The organism is Conyzicola sp. (assembly GCF_046714715.1).
GTDB lineage: Bacteria > Actinomycetota > Actinomycetes > Actinomycetales > Microbacteriaceae > Conyzicola.
Map to the genome: position 1 here is coordinate 1 of NZ_JBKKAD010000008.1, position 16,323 is coordinate 16,323.

Annotated in this window: 17 protein-coding genes, 1 tRNA gene and 1 pseudogene; 11 read left to right on the forward strand and 8 right to left on the reverse strand. The window is 68.5% G+C overall.

The features are described from left to right. The first annotated feature begins 86 nt into the window (after window positions 1-86). Window positions 87-1,070, forward strand: a complete 984-nt coding sequence (locus ACLQ6X_RS00675; protein ID WP_411698236.1) for a 1,4-dihydroxy-2-naphthoate polyprenyltransferase — start codon at window positions 87-89, stop codon at window positions 1,068-1,070. Here ACLQ6X_RS00675 and ACLQ6X_RS00680 read toward each other — a convergent pair. Beyond that, the gene (locus ACLQ6X_RS00680; RefSeq protein ID WP_411698237.1) at window positions 1,041-1,340 is read right to left on the reverse strand and encodes a DUF4229 domain-containing protein; all 300 of its coding nucleotides are present in this window, start codon (window positions 1,338-1,340) and stop codon (window positions 1,041-1,043) included. The two genes, ACLQ6X_RS00675 and ACLQ6X_RS00680, sit on opposite strands and share 30 nt — an antisense overlap. 39 nt (window positions 1,341-1,379) lie before the next feature. Between ACLQ6X_RS00680 and ACLQ6X_RS00685 the strand changes: the two genes are divergently transcribed. The 5 genes from ACLQ6X_RS00685 to ACLQ6X_RS00705 all read left to right on the forward strand — a co-directional run bounded on the left by ACLQ6X_RS00685 (window position 1,380) and on the right by ACLQ6X_RS00705 (window position 5,527). Beyond that, entirely contained in the window at window positions 1,380-1,712 is a 333-nt protein-coding gene (locus tag ACLQ6X_RS00685) for a PLDc N-terminal domain-containing protein (RefSeq protein WP_411698238.1), read from the forward strand. Further along, window positions 1,693-3,390, forward strand: a complete 1,698-nt coding sequence (gene menD, locus ACLQ6X_RS00690; protein WP_411698239.1) for a 2-succinyl-5-enolpyruvyl-6-hydroxy-3-cyclohexene-1-carboxylic-acid synthase — start codon at window positions 1,693-1,695, stop codon at window positions 3,388-3,390. Before ACLQ6X_RS00685 ends, menD begins: the two co-directional genes overlap by 20 nt. A gap of 120 nt (window positions 3,391-3,510) precedes the next feature. Further along, window positions 3,511-4,335: a polyphosphate kinase 2 family protein gene (locus ACLQ6X_RS00695; RefSeq protein WP_411698240.1), complete on the forward strand. Its 825-nt coding sequence runs from the start codon at window positions 3,511-3,513 to the stop codon at window positions 4,333-4,335. A 68-nt stretch (window positions 4,336-4,403) separates the two neighbouring features. Beyond that, entirely contained in the window at window positions 4,404-4,679 is a 276-nt protein-coding gene (locus ACLQ6X_RS00700; protein WP_411698241.1) for a hypothetical protein, read from the forward strand. Between the two features lie 2 nt (window positions 4,680-4,681). Next, window positions 4,682-5,527, forward strand: coding sequence for a hypothetical protein (locus tag ACLQ6X_RS00705; RefSeq protein WP_411698242.1), 846 nt, complete (start codon window positions 4,682-4,684; stop codon window positions 5,525-5,527). 48 nt (window positions 5,528-5,575) lie between these two features. Here the strand turns inward: ACLQ6X_RS00705 and ACLQ6X_RS00710 are convergent, their stop codons facing one another. After that, window positions 5,576-6,802 (reverse strand): isochorismate synthase MenF, encoded by a 1,227-nt coding sequence (locus tag ACLQ6X_RS00710; protein ID WP_411698261.1) that lies wholly within the window; start codon window positions 6,800-6,802, stop codon window positions 5,576-5,578. Between the two features lie 84 nt (window positions 6,803-6,886). Here ACLQ6X_RS00710 and ubiE point away from each other — a divergent pair, with 84 nt between their 5' ends. From ubiE to ACLQ6X_RS00725, 3 genes are all read left to right on the forward strand, one after another. Beyond that, window positions 6,887-7,642 carry a bifunctional demethylmenaquinone methyltransferase/2-methoxy-6-polyprenyl-1,4-benzoquinol methylase UbiE gene (ubiE, locus tag ACLQ6X_RS00715; RefSeq protein ID WP_411698262.1) on the forward strand — a complete coding sequence of 252 codons (756 nt, stop codon included), beginning with the start codon at window positions 6,887-6,889 and terminating at the stop codon, window positions 7,640-7,642. 47 nt (window positions 7,643-7,689) lie between these two features. Next, window positions 7,690-8,775 carry a polyprenyl synthetase family protein gene (locus tag ACLQ6X_RS00720; protein WP_411698243.1) on the forward strand — a complete coding sequence of 362 codons (1,086 nt, stop codon included), beginning with the start codon at window positions 7,690-7,692 and terminating at the stop codon, window positions 8,773-8,775. A 70-nt stretch (window positions 8,776-8,845) separates the two neighbouring features. Continuing rightward, window positions 8,846-10,192 carry an FAD-dependent oxidoreductase gene (locus ACLQ6X_RS00725; protein ID WP_411698244.1) on the forward strand — a complete coding sequence of 449 codons (1,347 nt, stop codon included), beginning with the start codon at window positions 8,846-8,848 and terminating at the stop codon, window positions 10,190-10,192. 5 nt (window positions 10,193-10,197) lie between these two features. Here ACLQ6X_RS00725 and ACLQ6X_RS00730 read toward each other — a convergent pair whose 3' ends face one another. From ACLQ6X_RS00730 to ACLQ6X_RS00750, 5 genes and pseudogenes are all read right to left on the reverse strand, one after another. Further along, window positions 10,198-10,527 (reverse strand): hypothetical protein, encoded by a 330-nt coding sequence (locus tag ACLQ6X_RS00730; RefSeq protein ID WP_411698245.1) that lies wholly within the window; start codon window positions 10,525-10,527, stop codon window positions 10,198-10,200. A 124-nt stretch (window positions 10,528-10,651) separates the two neighbouring features. Beyond that, window positions 10,652-11,047 (reverse strand): annotated as a pseudogene (locus tag ACLQ6X_RS00735) (AAA family ATPase); the annotation flags it as partial. A 575-nt stretch (window positions 11,048-11,622) separates the two neighbouring features. After that, the gene (locus tag ACLQ6X_RS00740; RefSeq protein ID WP_411698246.1) at window positions 11,623-11,817 is read right to left on the reverse strand and encodes a hypothetical protein; all 195 of its coding nucleotides are present in this window, start codon (window positions 11,815-11,817) and stop codon (window positions 11,623-11,625) included. A gap of 120 nt (window positions 11,818-11,937) precedes the next feature. Beyond that, window positions 11,938-13,395: a cardiolipin synthase gene (gene cls / locus ACLQ6X_RS00745; RefSeq protein ID WP_411698247.1), complete on the reverse strand. Its 1,458-nt coding sequence runs from the start codon at window positions 13,393-13,395 to the stop codon at window positions 11,938-11,940. A 60-nt stretch (window positions 13,396-13,455) separates the two neighbouring features. Further along, window positions 13,456-13,944 carry a YajQ family cyclic di-GMP-binding protein gene (locus tag ACLQ6X_RS00750; protein ID WP_411698248.1) on the reverse strand — a complete coding sequence of 163 codons (489 nt, stop codon included), beginning with the start codon at window positions 13,942-13,944 and terminating at the stop codon, window positions 13,456-13,458. Between the two features lie 6 nt (window positions 13,945-13,950). Here ACLQ6X_RS00750 and ACLQ6X_RS00755 point away from each other — a divergent pair, with 6 nt between their 5' ends. Then, window positions 13,951-14,721, forward strand: coding sequence for a lytic murein transglycosylase (locus ACLQ6X_RS00755; RefSeq protein WP_411698249.1), 771 nt, complete (start codon window positions 13,951-13,953; stop codon window positions 14,719-14,721). A gap of 145 nt (window positions 14,722-14,866) precedes the next feature. Here ACLQ6X_RS00755 and ACLQ6X_RS00760 read toward each other — a convergent pair whose 3' ends face one another. After that, window positions 14,867-15,880, reverse strand: a complete 1,014-nt coding sequence (locus ACLQ6X_RS00760; RefSeq protein WP_411698250.1) for a LacI family DNA-binding transcriptional regulator — start codon at window positions 15,878-15,880, stop codon at window positions 14,867-14,869. A gap of 138 nt (window positions 15,881-16,018) precedes the next feature. Here ACLQ6X_RS00760 and ACLQ6X_RS00765 point away from each other — a divergent pair. After that, a tRNA-Tyr gene (locus ACLQ6X_RS00765) sits at window positions 16,019-16,103 on the forward strand. The last annotated feature ends 220 nt before the right edge of the window (window positions 16,104-16,323 follow it).

Here is a 16,323-nt window from a genome sequence, read left to right on the forward strand (position 1 = left end):
TGGTGCTCGATTCGCTGCCTACCCTGCCGTCGGCCAAGCCCGATCGTCTCGCGATCCGCGCGGTAATCGCTCGTTAGACTTTCGCTGTGCCAGACGCTAAAAAAAAACCCACGACCGCAGTCAAGCCCCCGAAGAGCGCGGGCAAGAGTGGTCGGCCCGGCGGGCGCCCTCCCGGAGCCGTGAAGGTGAAGAAGGCCGGCGCTGCGGAGTGGATCGGCGGAGCCCGCCTGCGCACACTGCCCCTAGCTGTCGCGCCCGTGCTGCTCGGAACGGCCACCGCCTACCAGTTCGACAACGACGAGGGCTGGCACTGGGTGCGCGCGCTGCTCTGCCTCGTGGTGGCGCTGGCCCTGCAGATCGCCGTGAACTACGCGAACGACTACTCCGACGGCATTCGCGGCACCGACAAGAACCGCGTCGGCCCGTCACGCCTCACCGGCTCGGGAGCCGCCAGCCCGCGCGCCGTACTCTCGGTCGCGCTCGCCTTCTTCGCCATCGCCGCCATCGCCGGCATCGCGCTCGTGGTGCTCACCCAGTTCTGGTGGCTGCTCGCCGTCGGCGCCGCGTGCATCGTGGCCGCCTGGTTCTACACGGGCGGCAAGCGCCCCTACGGCTACAACGCGCTCGGCGAGGTGTTCGTCTTCGTCTTCTTCGGCCTCGTCGCGACGGCGGGAACGATGTACGTGCAGGTCGGCACCGTCTCGTTCGAGAACTGGCTAGCCGCCGTGGCGACCGGGCTCATCTCCGTCGCGGTGCTCGTGGTCAACAACACCCGCGATATCGCCCAAGACAAGCTGGCCGGGAAGAAGACGCTCAGCGTCATCGTCGGCGACCGGGCCTCGCGCATCCTGTTCAGCGTCCTGCTGCTCGCGCCCTACGCGATCCTCGCCGTCTTCGTGCTCGAGTTCGCCAACGCGGCCTACGTCTACGCGACCCTGTTGATCGCCATTCCGGCGGTCGTCATCGCCCTCACGGCCAAGACCGCGCCCGAGCTGATCCTGGTGCTCAAGCTCACGAGCTTCACCGGGCTGCTCTACGGGCTACTTCTTTCCCTGGCCATCGCCTTCTAGGTCGCTGCCCTTGAGGTAGGTCGGGTTCTCGAGGAGGTCTTCGGCGTCTTCGTCGTCTGTGGCCGGGCGGATCTTGCCCGAGCGTCGGTCCTGCACGTCGCGGGCGACCTGCTCCCGCAGCCGGCCGAGGAAGATGTAGGAGGCGGCGAAGCCGAAGATCGCGGCGACGATCGCGGCGATCCAACCCGGGGTCTGTGCCAGCAGGAGCACGGTGAGTACCGCCGCGAAAATCGCCAGACGGATCACGCTATATAACAACCATGGCTTCACCTGACAAGTGTAGGCAGCGCGAAGCCTAAGATTGACTGCATGGCTCGATTCCTCGTCATCCTCCCGTTCGTGGTGGTGGCTCTCGACGTCTTCGCTGTTGTCGACGTCATCCTCACCGAAACCCGTCGCGTGCGCGCCCTGAACAAAGTCGTCTGGGTCGTCATCATCGTGCTGCTGCCGGTCATCGGCGCCCTGCTCTGGTTCTTCCTCGGCAAAGCGCGCCAGGACCGCGGCGGCGAACCCCGCCAGGTCGCCCCCGACGACGACCCGAACTTCCTGAGAAACCTCCGTCGCGACGAAGAGCAGGACGAGCGCATCCGCCGTCTCGAACAGGAACTCGCCGAACTCGACGATGACCCACCCAAGGAGTAGCTCGCCGGCATCCCTGTTCGCGGTCGCTCTCCTCGACGAGTTCGTGCGCCTCGGGGTGCGCGACGTCGTATTGAGTCCCGGCTCCCGCTCGCAGGCACTCGCTCTCGCGGCGGCGGAACTCGAAGAAGCCGGGCGCATCCGTCTGCGCGTGCGCATCGACGAACGCTCCGCCGCCTTCCTGGCCCTCGGCCTCGCCGTCGAGACCGCGACCCCGGTTCTCGTGATCACCACGTCGGGCACCGCCGTCGCCAATCTGCACCCCGCGGTTCTCGAGGCGCACCACTCGGGCGTGCCGCTCATCGTGCTCTCGGCCGACCGCCCGCCCGAGCTGCGCGGCATCGGCGCCAATCAGGCGACCACCCAGCCCGGCATCTTCGGCCCGGCGGTGCGCGCCTCGTTCGACGTCACCGCGCCCACCGGCGAATCGGGTGAGATCGAGTCGGCACGCGCGGCAGCGGCGGCTGCCCTCGCCGCCGCGGGCACCTCGCCCATCACGGCCGGGCCGGTGCACCTGAACATCGCCTTCGTCGAACCGCTCTCGGCGATCGTGCCGCTTCCCGAGGTGCGCGAGCCCGTCGTCTACGCCCCGCCGCGCCTCGCCGGCGACCCGATGCCCGTCTTCCAGGCGCCCGGCACCGTCGTCGTCGCCGGTCACGGGGCCGGACCCGTCGCCGAGGCCACGGCGCGCGCGCTCGGGGCGCCACTGCTCGCCGAGGTGTCGAGCGGCGCCCACTTCGGCCCCAACCTCGTGGTCGCCTACCGCGAGCTGATCTCGGCGATCGACTTCGGCGATCGTGTCGAGCGCGTGATCGTCTTCGGCCACCCCACCCTCAGCCGCGAGATCCCCGCGCTGATTCAGAGGCCGGATGTCGCGACCACCGTCGTGCGCTCGGCCGCCGTCGACGACTACAACCCGGGTCATGCCGTGGCGACGTTCGCCGACGCTATCCGTGTTGTCGGCGAGCCCGACAACTCCAGTGTCGGCCGCGCCTGGCTCGGCCGCTGGGTCACCACGAGCCGCGCGCTGCTCGAGCAGCAGGACTCGCCCGACGTCGACCTCGCGATCTCCGCCGCGCCGAAGGACCAGGCCGCCTTCTCGCGCCAGGTGCTCGCCGGGCTGCGCGCGCCGGTCACCCGCAGGGCGCTGGCCGAGGCCGTCTGGCGGGTCACCTGGCCGCACGACCGGCTCGTGCTGGGCGCCTCGCGGCTCATCCGCGAGGCCGACCGGTTCGTGCCGGGCAAGAAGATCACCGTGCACGCCAACCGCGGCCTCGCCGGCATCGACGGAACGATCGCCACGGCCACCGGCATCGCCCTCGCCAGCCAGTCGCTCGATGGGCCGACGGCCGGCGGCGTCACCCGCGTGCTGCTCGGCGACCTGACGCTGCTGCACGACGCCGGCTCTCTGCTCTTCGGCGTGGGCGAACCGCGCCCGCGGCTGCAGGTGATCGTCGGCAACGACGGCGGAGGAACCATTTTCGACTCGCTCGAGGTCGCGGCCAGCGCTCCACGGGGGCCGCTCGACCGGGTGATGTTCACGCCGCAGAGTGTGTCCATCGAGCGGTTGGCCGCCGCCTACGGGTGGGAGTACCGCCATGTCGCGAACCGGGGCGAACTCGATTCCTCGCTCTCGGCATCCGACACCCCCACCCTCATCGAGGTCCCGCTAGCCCGCTGACCCGTGCCTACCTGCCAAATGAAGGAAAAGTAGGGGTCGAGTCACACGTTCAAGCGCGTCGGCGCCCCTCGCGCGACAAATCTCCTTCATTTGGCAGCAGCGCGGGGATAACGTTGCGGCATGAGTGAACTGCTGCGGGTTACCCCCGGATTCGTGCTGGCCGACGTCGACCCCGAATCGACGCCCGGCTTCGACGGGGGAAAGAAGGAGGGCGAGCAGGCTCTCGCCGACGGCGCGGCCGAGCTCGCCGACCTGCAGGAGCGCCTGTACGCGCAGAGCCTGTTCGGCGGCGGCAAGCGCCTGCTGCTCGTGCTTCAGGCGATGGACACCGCCGGCAAGGGCGGCATCGTCGGACACGTCGTCGGCCAGGTGAACCCGCAGGGCGTCAAAGCGTTCGCGTTCAAAGCGCCGACCGACGAGGAGAAGAAACACGACTTCCTCTGGCGCGTGCGCAAGCAGCTCCCCCCGGCTGGCTACCTCGGCGTATTCGACCGATCGCACTACGAGGACGTGCTCATCCACCGGGTGCGTGGTTTCTCGCCGCTCGACGAGATCGAGCGACGCTACGGTCTCATCAACGACTTCGAGACCGAGCTGGTCGCCGACCAGACGACGATCGTGAAGGTCATGCTGCACATCTCGTCTGACGAGCAGAAGGAGCGGCTGACCGCCCGGCTCGAGACGCCCGAGAAGAACTGGAAGTACAACCCCGGCGATGTGGACGAGCGCAAGCTGTGGCCGGCCTACCAGGACGCCTACCAGCGGGTCTTCGACCAGACCGCGACCCCGGATGCACCGTGGTTCGTGATTCCCGCAAACCGCAAGTGGTACGCCCGCTTGTCGGTGCAGCGGCTGCTGCTCGACGCGCTGCGGGGTATGAAGCTCGAGTGGCCGGCCGCGGACTACGACGTGGAGACGGAGAAAGCCCGGCTCGCGGCCAGCTGATTGTCAAGTCCTCGGTTTGTCGATCTTCGGAGCCTAGAGTCGCCCTCACCGATCGATTGGACATACTCATGACCGACCCATCAACCGACAGTTCGGCATCCGCCGCCGAGCCCCTCGTCGTCGATCCGAAGAACATCAGCGACTGGACCGATATCGGCCGCGAGATGTGGACGTATCTGACCGGCCGTGGGGCCGCGGTCAACTACACCTTCGAAGACATGCTGGTCGAGGTTCCCCGTGACATCGGGCCCGACGCACCCCGAGCTACGTGGCGGTTCAACGGGACCCTGCGCGTCACCACGAGCGACAACGAGGCCGCCGGCTCCGACCCGCACCGGTCCTGACCGTGGCCGTGCTCGTACGGCTCGACATCGACGTCGAGTTCTCGGTGGAGTTCGCGGGCGAGGTGATCGACGGCACGGTGACGGCCGACGGCAACGTCGTCGACATCCGCGTCTCGAACCCCGCCGACCTCGTGGCCGGGCGTCGCGGGGCGATCCCCGTTCTGCGGCAGGCGGCCGCGGCGCTCGCCAAGCGCGGGATCGTCTTATCGCTATCGGGTCCCGACGGCGTGCTCGCGAGCATCGGTGCCGTGCGCGCACCCGTCGCCGACCGGTTGGTCACGGGCTCGCCGCACATCCGGGTGCGGTCGATGCCCTTGCTGATGCGCGCGCTGCGGGCGAAACAGCGCTCGGATTCGCCCGTCTTCGTTCCCCCGACGACTCTCGCGCCGCTCGCGCCGACACTCGAACGCAACCGGCGCCGCCAGGTGACAACGACCCACTACACGCCGGGCTCGGGCAGGCCACGCCTGATCTTCGTGCTCGGCTCTGCGCCGTGGGACGGCAAGCCCCCGCGCGAGTTCGAGCTGCTGCCGACGACGACCACGATCGGTTCGAGCGACTCCGCCGATTTGAGGCTCGACGGGATCGACGCGATTCAGGCCGAGATCCGCCACGACAAGAATGACGAGTACGTGCTCTTCGTCAACGGTGACAGCGCGGCGTTCCCGGTTCTCGACCCGGACCGCGGGAGGGGCCGGATACTGCGCACCGGGGCCCGCATCGACATCGGCGAGTGGCGCCTGGCCTACTTCCGGGAGGAGTTCGCTGATCACGGCCGCCCGTTCGGAGGCCGGCTCGGCGGCGAACTATCGCGCCAGAAACCGCAGCCTCCCCGCCCGAGGGCCTGAGGGTATCGATACGCGCCATAGACGGCGCTACTCGACCAGCAGAGTCTGCTAGCCGAACGCCTCGACGATCGGGCGGAACTTCATCTTCGTCTCGGCCAGTTCGCGCACCGGGTCGGAGCCGTCGACGATGCCGCCGCCCGCGTAGGCGGTGACGCGCCCGGTGTGCGACACGTGCGCCGAACGCAGCGCCACGGCCCACTCGCCGTCGCCGTTCGCGCCGACCCAGCCGACCGGCCCGGCATAGCGCCCACGGTCAAAGGGCTCCAGCTCGTGGATCAGGTCGAGAGCCGCCTGCGTGGGCGCTCCGGCGACCGCCGCCGTGGGGTGCAGGGCGGCGATGAGGTCGAGCGAGGTCGAGCCGTCGCTCAGCGTTCCGGCAACGTCGCTGGCGAGGTGCCAGAGGTTGGGCAGCTTGAGCGTGAACGGCTGGTCGCTCGCGGTGAGCGTCGAGCTGTGCGGCGCGAGAGCCGTGAGCACGCTGGTCAGCGCGTACTGGTGCTCGTCGAGGTCTTTGGTCGAGGTCGCCAGCGACACGGCGGCGTCGTGGTCGGCCTGGGCGTCGGCGCCGCGGCTGATCGTTCCGGCGAGCACGCGGGCGCTGACGCTGCCGGCGTCGACGCGCACCAGCGTCTCGGGGGAGCTGCCGATGAAGCCGTTCACCGCGTAGGTGAAGCAGTCGGGGTAGCCGAGGGCGAGCGATGCCAGCACGAGGCGCAGGTCGGCTCCCTCGGGCAGGTGGCCGACGAGGTCGCGGGCCAGCACCACCTTGCGCACGCCGCCGGCATGGATGCGCTCGAGCGCGGTGTCGACGGCGGCCACGAACGCGTCGCCCTTCATGGCGCCGGGCAGCAGCGAGATGCGGTATTCCGCGCCGAAGGGGTGCGGCCGGGGCGCGGGCGCATCCGAATTCACGCGGGTGATCCACGACGTTGCGCCCTTGCGGCCGACGATGACCGAGGGGACGATGAGCACGCTCGTGGCGGCCGAGTGCTCCGAGAACGCGAAGCTGCCGAGGGCCACCAAGCCCGTACCGGGGATGCCGAGCGGGTCGACGATCGACGCGTCGGCGAGCACCTCGCGCCAGGCCGCGGCGGCGTCGGCCATGCGGGTCGGCCCGGTGAATTCGAGGCGCATCGCCTCGCCGATGCCGGCGATGCCCTGGCCGCGGCGGATGAACAGCAGCGGGTCGCGGGAGTCGAGCAGCGGGATCAGGGGACCGATGTCGTCGATCTGGATCGTTTCGACGGCCAGATGGGCGATGGATCCGGCAGGCATGCTCACCTCAACAGCGTACCCCCGCCCACAGCGGGGACAGCGAATCCCGTATCTCAGTAGACTTGACGGGTGACTAAAGCCGACATGCAGAAGCAGCCCGACGAGGTAGCGAACATGTTCGACGGTGTCGCGAAGCACTACGACCGGACCAACAACGTTCTTTCGGCGGGCAATGCCCCGATCTGGCGCTTCGCAACTGTGCGAGCAATCGACCCGCAGCCCGGGGAGCGCATCCTCGATATCGCCGCGGGAACCGGTACGAGTTCCGTGGCCCTCACCAAGACCGGGGCCACCGTCGTGGCGTTCGACTTCTCGCCCGGCATGATCGCCGAGGGCCGTCGTCGCCACCCCGACCTCGAGTTCGTCGAGGGCAACGCCGAGCAGCTGCCGTTCGGCGACAACGAGTTCGACGCCGTCACCATCAGCTTCGGCCTGCGCAACATCAACGACCCGAAGGCCGCGCTCGCCGAGATGTACCGCGTGCTCAAGCCCGGCGGCCGGCTCGTGATCTGCGAGTTCTCGAAGCCGCCCCGCGCCCTGCTGCGCGCCGGCTACAACGCCTACCTCAAGTACGTCATGCCCGTCGTCGCCGGAGCCACCAGCTCCAACACGGCCGCCTACGACTACCTCGAGGAGTCGATCCGCGCGTGGCCCGACCAGGGCGAGCTCAGCCGGTGGATCCGCGGTGTCGGCTTCACCCGCGTCGCCTGGCGCAACCTCACCGCGGGCGTCGTCGCCCTGCACCGCGGCCGCAAGCCCGAAGACGCCACGGTGCTCGCGTCGGTCGCGAAGCGCAAGAAGAGCGCGACCACCCGGTCCATCCCCGTCCAGCCCCAGTAACTTCGCCGAGACCCGTCAGGGTTTCCCAGCAGAAAAACGGTCACAGAGTGAACGCCAGCGTTCCCCTTGCTCGTCGCAGGAACACCCTGAGCTCATCGCTCGGCCTGGGCGACAAGCTTTTCGCATCGAGCGACGAGCGCAGGTTCGTGAGGGAGATCGAGGGCGGCCTCGACACCGTCGAAGACGGCCTCCTCGTCGAGATGTCTTTCGCAGACGATATGGCGGATGTCACGAGCCGCTACCTGCTCGAAGCGGGCGGTAAGCGCGTGCGCCCGCTGCTCACCCTGCTCTCCGCCCAGCTCGGCGACGGCAACAGCGAGCAGGTCTTCGCGGCGGCCAAGGCCATCGAGATCACCCACCTCGCCTCCCTGTACCACGACGACGTGATGGACGAATCGACCATGCGCCGCGGCGTTCCCACGGCTCAGGCCGTGTGGGGAAACTCGGTCGCGATCCTCACCGGCGACCTGCTGTTCGCCCGGGCCTCCAAGCTGGTGGCCAACCTCGGCGAACGCGTCATCCGGCTGCAGGCCGACACGTTCGAGCGGCTCTGCCTCGGCCAGCTGCACGAGACGATCGGGCCCCGCGACGGCGAGGACGAGATCGCGCACTACATCCAGGTGCTCGCCGACAAGACCGGTTCGCTCATCGCGGCGGCCGCGGCCGTCGGCGTGATCACGGCGGGGGCGCCCGAGCGGTACAACGCGCCGGTCGTCGAATTCGGCGAGAAGATCGGCGTGGCCTTCCAGCTGATCGACGACATCATCGACCTCGCCGAGTCGGGTGCGGAGTCGGGCAAAGTTCCCGGCACCGACCTGCGCGCCGGGGTCTCGACCCTGCCGCTGCTGTACCTGCGCCAGGCCGCGCTCACCGACGCCGGTTCGGCGGCCCTGCTCGGCCGCATCGAACGCGCCGTGGAGGCCATCGGCCACGGGGTATCGACGCCCGAGATCGACTCCGACCTCGACGCCGCGATCGACGAGCTGCGCGACCACGAGGTGACGGCGCGCACGCGCGCCGAGGCGCAGCGCTGGGCGAGCGAGGCCGTTGCCGCGCTGTCGCCCCTGCCCGACGGTCCCGTCAAGAAGTCGCTCACCCGCTTCGCCGACACCGTCGTCGAGCGCTCCAACTAATCTGTCCCACCCGCTGGTTGAGTAGGCCGTCCACGGCCGTATCGAAACCACACGATCGAAAGACACCAACATGACCAAATTGCGATTGGCCATCGTCGGAGCCGGCCCCGCCGGTATCTACGCCGCTGACATCCTGCTGAAGGCGGAGAAGCAGTTCGACGTCTCGATCGACCTATTCGAGCAGCTGCCCGCGCCCTACGGTCTCGTGCGCTACGGCGTCGCCCCCGACCACCCGCGCATCAAGGGCATCGTCAACGCCCTGCGCGACGTGCTCGACTCGGGCCAGATCCGCCTCTTCGGCAACGTGCTCTTCGGCCGCGACATCACCCTCGACGACCTGAAGAAGCACTACAACGCCGTGATCTTCTCCACCGGTTCGATCAAAGACGCACCGATGGTGGTGCCGGGCATCGACCTGCCCGGTAGCTACGGCGCAGCCGACTTCGTGAGCTGGTACGACGGCCACCCCGACTTCCCCCGCGAGTGGCCTCTCGACGCGTCATCCGTCGCGGTCATCGGCAACGGCAACGTAGCCCTCGATGTCGCGCGCATGCTCGCGAAGCACGCCGACAACCTGCTGCCGACCGAGATTCCCGACAACGTCTACCAGGGGCTGAAGAACTCGCCGGTCACCGACGTGCACGTGTTCGGGCGCCGCGGCCCCGCACAGGTGAAGTTCTCCCCGCTCGAACTGCGCGAGCTCGGCGAGCTCGACGACGTCGACATGATCGTCTACGAGGAGGACTTCGACTACGACGAGGCCTCGAAGGCCGCGATCGCCAGCAACAAACAGGTCTTCGTGATCGACAAGGTGCTCACGCAGTGGCGCGCGCGCGAGACCGGCAACGCCTCGCGTCGCCTGCACCTGCACTTCCACGCCAAGCCGCTCGAGATCGTGGGCACCGACCGGGTCGAGGCCATCCGCTACGAACGCACCGAGCCGGATGGCGCGGGCGGAACGCGCGGCACGGGCGAGATCCGCGAGATCCCGATCCAGGCGCTGTACCGCGCCGTCGGCTATTTCGGATCGCCGCTCGACGGCATCCCGTTCGACGAGAAGCGCGGCGTCATCCCCAATCGGGAGGGCCAGGTGATCGACGACAACGACGAGCAGCTCTACGGCATCTACGCCACCGGTTGGATCAAGCGCGGCCCGGTCGGCCTGATCGGCCACACCAAGAGCGACGCGATGGAGACCATCAAGCACGTGCTCAACGACCAGGCGAACTGGTGGGCGCCCGCCCACCCCGACGAGGAGTCGGTCGTGGAACTGCTGCGCACCCGCGGCGTGGAGTTCACGAACCTCGACGGTTGGCACAACCTCGACCAGCACGAGCTCGGACTCGGCGAGGCCGTGGGCCGCACCCGCGTCAAGGTCGTCGAGCGCGACGAGATGGTGCGCGTCTCGAACAACTAGCCGGCCTACTGCTGGGCGGGTCCGCCGCCCAGCAGATTGCGCGCCAGCTGCGCGCCCGCCTGCAGCAGCTCGTCGAGTGACCGCTCCAGATCGTCGTCGGTGACCTCGCGGCCTTCCTCCGCCGCGGCGAGCACCGCCCGGCGCACCAGTTCTTTCGCGAACGAGCCGGTGGTCGACCCGGCACGGTCGGCCGCAGCGTCCAGCGTCACCTCGGAGAGCGGCAGGTCGGCGCCGTAGCGGCGGAACAGCCGGCGTCGGGCGACGGCGTCGGGCAGCGGAATCTCCACGGCCAGATCGATGCGGCCCGGCCGTTCGGCGAGTGCCCGCTCGAGCACGTCGACCCGGTTGGTCGTGAGCAGGAAGGTGATGTCGGCGTCGCCGTCCAGCCCGTCGCGCGTCGAGGATCGCGAAAAGCAGCGGCTGCGGGGCGCCGTGCATGCCGCGTTCGCCCGCCACCAGGTCGACGTCTTCGAGCACGACGATCGCCGGTTGCATGGCCCGCGCGAGCTCGGCCGCCTCGGAGATGAACTGGATGCTGCCTCCCGTGAGCAGCACGGCGGTGGTGTCGGGAGTGCGGCTCAGCAGGTGCCGCACGGTGAGGGTCTTCCCCGTGCCGGGAGGCCCGTAGAGCAGCACGCCGCGCTTCAGGTGCTGGCCGGCCTCGTGCAGCCGGTCGCGGTGATCGCCGATACCGACGACGTGGCGTACCACGCTCTCGAGCACGCCCGGCGGAAGGATCACGGCGTCGGCGTCGACGCTCGGGCGCGGAAGAAAGGTCGTACCCGCGGCGCCGTGGCCGTACACGGAGCCGGTGAAAGACAGCACCTGGCCGCGGAGAACGCTGAGCCGCAGCATCCGCGATTCGATCTCCTCGAGGAAGCGGGTCGCCGTATCGGGCCGTGCGGTGAGAACCTCGAGCGTGGCGGTATTGCGCCCGCGTTCCGGCTGCGCCTGGCGTTGCAGAGCGAGCAGTGGTGCTCCCTCGAAGCCGAGCAGGTAGTAGCCGAACGAGACGACCTGACGCGCGGATGCCGGACCGTCGGCGATAGAGACGTAGTCGACCGGGCCGTCGGCGAAGCGGGAGTAGGGGTTGATGAGCAGTTCGGGCAGGCTGATGTGCTCGCGCTGCTGTCCACCGCTCAGACCGCGCGCGACGGCGTGCGAATCGTCGGCGACCGAGGCTAACGCGAGGTCGAGGTCGACGAGTCGGTGCTGGGCCACGGCGTGCGTCACGACGGGCAGCGAGCGGATGCTCTCGCCGAGAAACTGTTCGACGATCTCGCCGAACGGGGTCAGGCGGTCGTCGCCGACGGGGTTCTGGTTGACGATGTCGCGCAGGAAAAGCTGGAACGTCTCGACGAACTCCCGCGTGCGGTCATCCACAGTGTCTCCCTCGGCTCAGGATTCACGATAGCCGAGAGAAGCTCCGTTCAGTGGTCGTCGGGCGAATCCGCGACGTCCGTGGGTGAGTGACGGTGGTAGTGCGGATGCGGCACGCGCTGTCTGCGCTGGTGTGCGGAGAGCAGCACGGCGCCGCCCGCCGCCAGGATGAACGCGAGCGCGCATCCGCTGGCGAGCAGCCAGGCGAGTCCGTCGTCGCCTGCGACCGGGGCGGAGGTCGCCATAACTATTGCGTGGGAATGCACGAAGTGCTCCCCTCTCGACGCTGTCTATCGGGCTAGAAGTGCTTGGAGAATAACATTCGCTTTCTCGCCCGCGCAATGGATTGCGGGCGGGCCGGCGGTCTACTGCACGGCGGCGGTGAGGCGGGCGACGTTGTCGAGAACGGCGGACGCTCTGTTGCGTGTCATCCACTCTTCTAGGTGCAGTTCGCGACTCGTATCGCGATACTCCTGCTCGACCTTGCGCAGATCGTCGACGAACGTCTTGCCGTGCACCATCACCGAGATCTCGAGGTTGAGGCTGAACGAGCGCATGTCCATGTTGCTCGAGCCGATCACGGCGACCTCGTCGTCGATCGTGAAGAACTTGGAGTGCAACACGGTGGGTGCCTTGTAGAGCCAGATGCGCACGCCGGCGCGAAGTAGCGCCTCGTAGTAGCTGCGCTGAGCGTGATAGACCACCGGCTGGTCGCCGATCTCCGACACGAAGAGCTGCACGTCGATTCCGCTCTGCGCGGCGGTGGTGATGGCGTAGAGCATCGACTCGTCGGGCACGAAGTAGGGCGAGGTGATGATGATCCGCTCCTGTGCCAGGTAGAGCAGAGAGTTGAACAGGCGCAGGTTGTTCTCGCCCTCGAAACCGGGACCGCTCGGCACGACCTGCGCGTCGAGGGTGTCGGAGGGCAGCGGTCGGGGGACCGTGTTGGCCTCGCGCATGAGCAGCTCGCCGGTCTCGGTGTACCAGTCGGTGATGAAGAGCGCGTTGATGCCGGCGACGATGGGGCCCTCGAAGCGCACCATGAGGTCTTTCCAGTGCAGGCCGCGGCGCACGTTGCCCCGCTTGTTGTAGCTCGAGTCGACGATGTTCTGCGAGCCGGTGAAGGCAACGTTGCCGTCGAGCACCAGGATCTTGCGGTGGTTGCGCAGGTCGGGGCGCTGCCACTTGCCGCGCAGCGGCTGTACCGGGAGCATGAGCGACCAGTGCACGCCGGCCTTACGCAGGCGGCGCAGCGTGCGGCGGTAGCCCACGGCCCGCAGCCCGGCGACGTGGTCGAGCAGCACGCGCACTTCGAGGCCACGCTTGACCGCCGCCTCGAGCGCGTCGAAGAACGGCGCCGTGGTCTTGTCGAGGGCCAGGATGTAGAACTCGGCGTGCACCCACTTGGTGGACGCGTTGATCGCCGCGGTCATCTCGACGAGGGTCTGGTCGTAGGTGCCGAACAGCTTCGCGGTGTTGCCGCCGACGAGCGGCATGGCGCCCAGGTGACGGTTGAGCTCCACCACCGGGTCGAGCCAGGGGTGGTCGTGCTTGACCTCTTCGATGCCCTCTGTCGTCTCGGTGATGAACGAGTTGATCTCGGCCTGCTTCTCGCGGCGCCCCTTCGGCAGTCGGCGGCTGCCGAGCAGCAGGAACAGCGCGACACCGATGTAGGGCGGCAGGAAGAAGATGGCGAGCAGCCAGGCGGTCGCCGTCTGGGGGCGCCGGTTGCGCGGCACATAGATGAGGCACGTCAGCCGGATGATGAAGTCGATGACGGCGAGAGCGACGACCACGCCCGGCAGAGACAGGAAACCGTCCATATGGTTCGCAGTCTATCGACGGCGTTCACCACGCGGTGACGCCGTCGATGAAATTCTTGGCTAGCGGAAGTTGACGAACTGGAGGGCGATGTCGAGGTCTTTGCCCTTGAGGAGTGCCATGACCGCCTGGAGGTCGTCGCGGCTCTTCGAGGTGACCCGAAGCTCGTCGCCCTGGATCTGCGACTTGACACCCTTGGGTGCCTCGTCGCGGATGATCTTGCTGACCTTCTTCGCGTCCTCCGACGAGATGCCGTTCTTCAGCGAGACCTCGATGCGGTATTCCTTGCCGCTCGGGTAGGGCTCGCCGGAGTCGAGGCTGCGCAGGCCGATGCCGCGCTTGATGAACTTGGCCTCGAGCACCTCGAGAACGGCCTTCACGCGCTCTTCCGCGCTCGCCTTGAGGAGCAGCTTCTCGCCGCTCCATTCGACGGATGCGCCAACGCCCTTGAAGTCATAGCGCGTGGCTATTTCCTTCTGGGCCTGGTTGACGGCGTTCTCCGCCTCCATCTTGTCGACCTTGCTGACGATGTCGAATGTGGGATCTGCCATACCCCCATGGTAGAACGAGGGATGCCCGCCCGTCGCCACACCCGGATTCTGATCGGGGCGGGTGCTGCTGCCGTCGGGGCCGGTCTCGTCGCGTTCTTCGCCCTCTCGCCCCTCTCGCCGGCCGCGGACGACGGTGACGCGCTGCCCGTGCCGACCTGGGCGTCACCCGCCGCAGCGCCCGTCGAGGCGGCGTCGCCGACCGGGCCCGGTGTCGCCGGCACCGTCGACCAGATCTGGCTCGCCGAGACCGCCGAGGCGAGCGGCATCCCCGAACGCGCGCTCGCCGCGTACGCGGGTGTCGCCATCTCCAAGGCCGCGCAGATGCCCACCTGCGGCCTGAGCTGGAACACCCTCGCCGCCATCGGCTACGCGGAAAGCCGGCACGGCACGCACGACGGCTCGGCGGTGGGCGCCGACGGCACAGTGGCGCCCCCGATCCTGGGCATCGCGCTCGAGGGCGGCGCGACCGAGCGCATTGCCGACAGCGACGGGGGAGCGGTCGACGGCGACGCCGAGTTCGACCGTGCCGTCGGGCCGATGCAGCTCATCCCGCAGACCTGGCGCAACTGGCACGTCGACGCGAGCGGCGACGGCGTCGAAGACCCCCAGAACATCGACGATTCGGTCGCGGCATCCGCAAACTATCTCTGCCGCGCCAGCGGCGACATGGCCCACGAGGCGGGCTGGAGCGCGGGAATCGCCGCCTACAACTCCGACCCCGCCTACACGGTGATCATCGCCGAGACGGGCAGCCGCTACCGCTCGCTGTCGCAGTAGCGCGGCCCGACTACCATCGTGGGTATGGACTTCGCCCCGTTTATCATCCCGATTCTGCTCGTCGTGGTCGGCTTCGCGGGCAGCATCTACGGCATCCGCATGCGCCGACGGGGTCGCGGGCTGTAGCCGCCTGGCCGTCGCCGGCTCAGGCGCGAGGGGCCGCGGTGCTCGAGCGCACGATCAGCTCGAACCGCAGCGGGAAGTTCTCGGCCGGTGTACGCCGCGCCGGGTGCAACTGGTCCATCAAAATCTCGACCGCCCGCCGACCCTGCTCGGCCGGGTACTGCGCAACCGTGCTCAGGCCGAAGAACTCGGCGAGCTCGTGGTCGTCGACGCCGATCACCGAGACGTCGCCGGGAACGCTCAGCCCGAGGTCGCGCGCCGCCAGGATCGTGCCGATCGCCATCTCGTCTGACGCCGCGAAGATCGCCGTCGGCCTCGTGCGCGGGCTGCCGAGCAGCCGCTTGGCCGCGCGGTAGCCGCCCTGCAGGGTGAAATCGGCCTCGACGAACAGCTCGGGGTCGACCGGCACGCCGTGCGCGCCGAGCGCCGCCTCGTAGCCGACCCGGCGGTTCGTGGGCAGGTGGAAGTCCATCTCCACGTCGTCGTTGCCGCCGATGTGCCCGATCGAACGGTGGCCCAGCGACAGCAGGTGCTCGGTCGCGAGCCGCGCCACCCGCACGTCGTCGATGCTCAGGGTCTGCATGCCGGGTAGCGGCCCGCCCACGCCCACGATGGGCTTGTTCATGTCGAGCAGGCTGCCCACCTCGCTGGCCGTGAGTTCCAGCGAGACGGCGATCACGGCGTCGACCCGCTTGCGCAGCAGGAAATGCTCGAAGACGCTGCGCCGCTCGTCGCCGCTTCCGCTCAGGTTGTACAGGGTGAGGTCGTAGCCGTGGCTGAGCAGCGACTGCTCGGCGCCCTCGACGACGGAGCTGAAGAACCAGCGGTTCAGAAAGGGGATGACGACGCCGACGTTCTTCGTGCGGCCGGTCGCGAGGCTCGAGGCGTTGGATGACACGACGTAGCCCAGTTCGAACGCGGCCGCCTTGACGCGCGACTTCGTGCTGTCGGAAACGTGTCCGTTCCCGCTGAGGGCCCGGGATACGGTGGCCGTCGAAACACCGGCGAGCAGCGCAACCTCGTTGATTCCCGGCACTGGGCCCACCTCCCTTGGCACAGCGATACTATCGGCCCGCACCGGCTCGGCGACGGGTGTGATTTTGACGAGGCAAAAGTCACGCTATTCTTGTTCAGCGCCTTCGGTCAGATGAATACATGTGGACGGGAGCGCCCTGGCGAGTTACCCAAGCGGCCAAAGGGATCTGACTGTAAATCAGACTGCATCGCATTCGGGGGTTCGAATCCCTCACTCGCCACCAGAGGATCTGGAAAAGGCCCCGACGAGAGTCGGGGCCTTTTGCGTGCGCCGGGGCGACCGGCGGCGGGCGCCGCGCACGCCAAACGGGCCGGAAGAGGGTGAGGGCTCGGATGCCCGCGCCAGGGAAGTGGCAGCGGGCATCCTGCGTGACCAAAGTCAGCGCCTCAGCCAGCACATCGCCACCTAGGGGGGAGAGGTGGGTCAAGTGAGCTGGCTAGTTG

What these genes read in the sequence shown, in the direction of transcription:
- ACLQ6X_RS00725 (WP_411698244.1), top strand. Translation starts at nt 8,846, where the DNA reads ATGACCAAATTGCGATTGGCCATCGTCGGAGCCGGCCCCGCCGGTATC.
- ACLQ6X_RS00750 (WP_411698248.1), bottom strand. Translation starts at nt 13,944, where the DNA reads ATGGCAGATCCCACATTCGACATCGTCAGCAAGGTCGACAAGATGGAG.
- ACLQ6X_RS00695 (WP_411698240.1), top strand. Translation starts at nt 3,511, where the DNA reads ATGAGTGAACTGCTGCGGGTTACCCCCGGATTCGTGCTGGCCGACGTC.
- ACLQ6X_RS00755 (WP_411698249.1), top strand. Translation starts at nt 13,951, where the DNA reads ATGGTAGAACGAGGGATGCCCGCCCGTCGCCACACCCGGATTCTGATC.
- cls (WP_411698247.1), bottom strand. Translation starts at nt 13,395, where the DNA reads ATGGACGGTTTCCTGTCTCTGCCGGGCGTGGTCGTCGCTCTCGCCGTC.
- ACLQ6X_RS00700 (WP_411698241.1), top strand. Translation starts at nt 4,404, where the DNA reads ATGACCGACCCATCAACCGACAGTTCGGCATCCGCCGCCGAGCCCCTC.
- ACLQ6X_RS00685 (WP_411698238.1), top strand. Translation starts at nt 1,380, where the DNA reads ATGGCTCGATTCCTCGTCATCCTCCCGTTCGTGGTGGTGGCTCTCGAC.
- ACLQ6X_RS00710 (WP_411698261.1), bottom strand. Translation starts at nt 6,802, where the DNA reads ATGCCTGCCGGATCCATCGCCCATCTGGCCGTCGAAACGATCCAGATC.
- ubiE (WP_411698262.1), top strand. Translation starts at nt 6,887, where the DNA reads ATGCAGAAGCAGCCCGACGAGGTAGCGAACATGTTCGACGGTGTCGCG.
- menD (WP_411698239.1), top strand. Translation starts at nt 1,693, where the DNA reads ATGACCCACCCAAGGAGTAGCTCGCCGGCATCCCTGTTCGCGGTCGCT.
- ACLQ6X_RS00740 (WP_411698246.1), bottom strand. Translation starts at nt 11,817, where the DNA reads ATGGCGACCTCCGCCCCGGTCGCAGGCGACGACGGACTCGCCTGGCTG.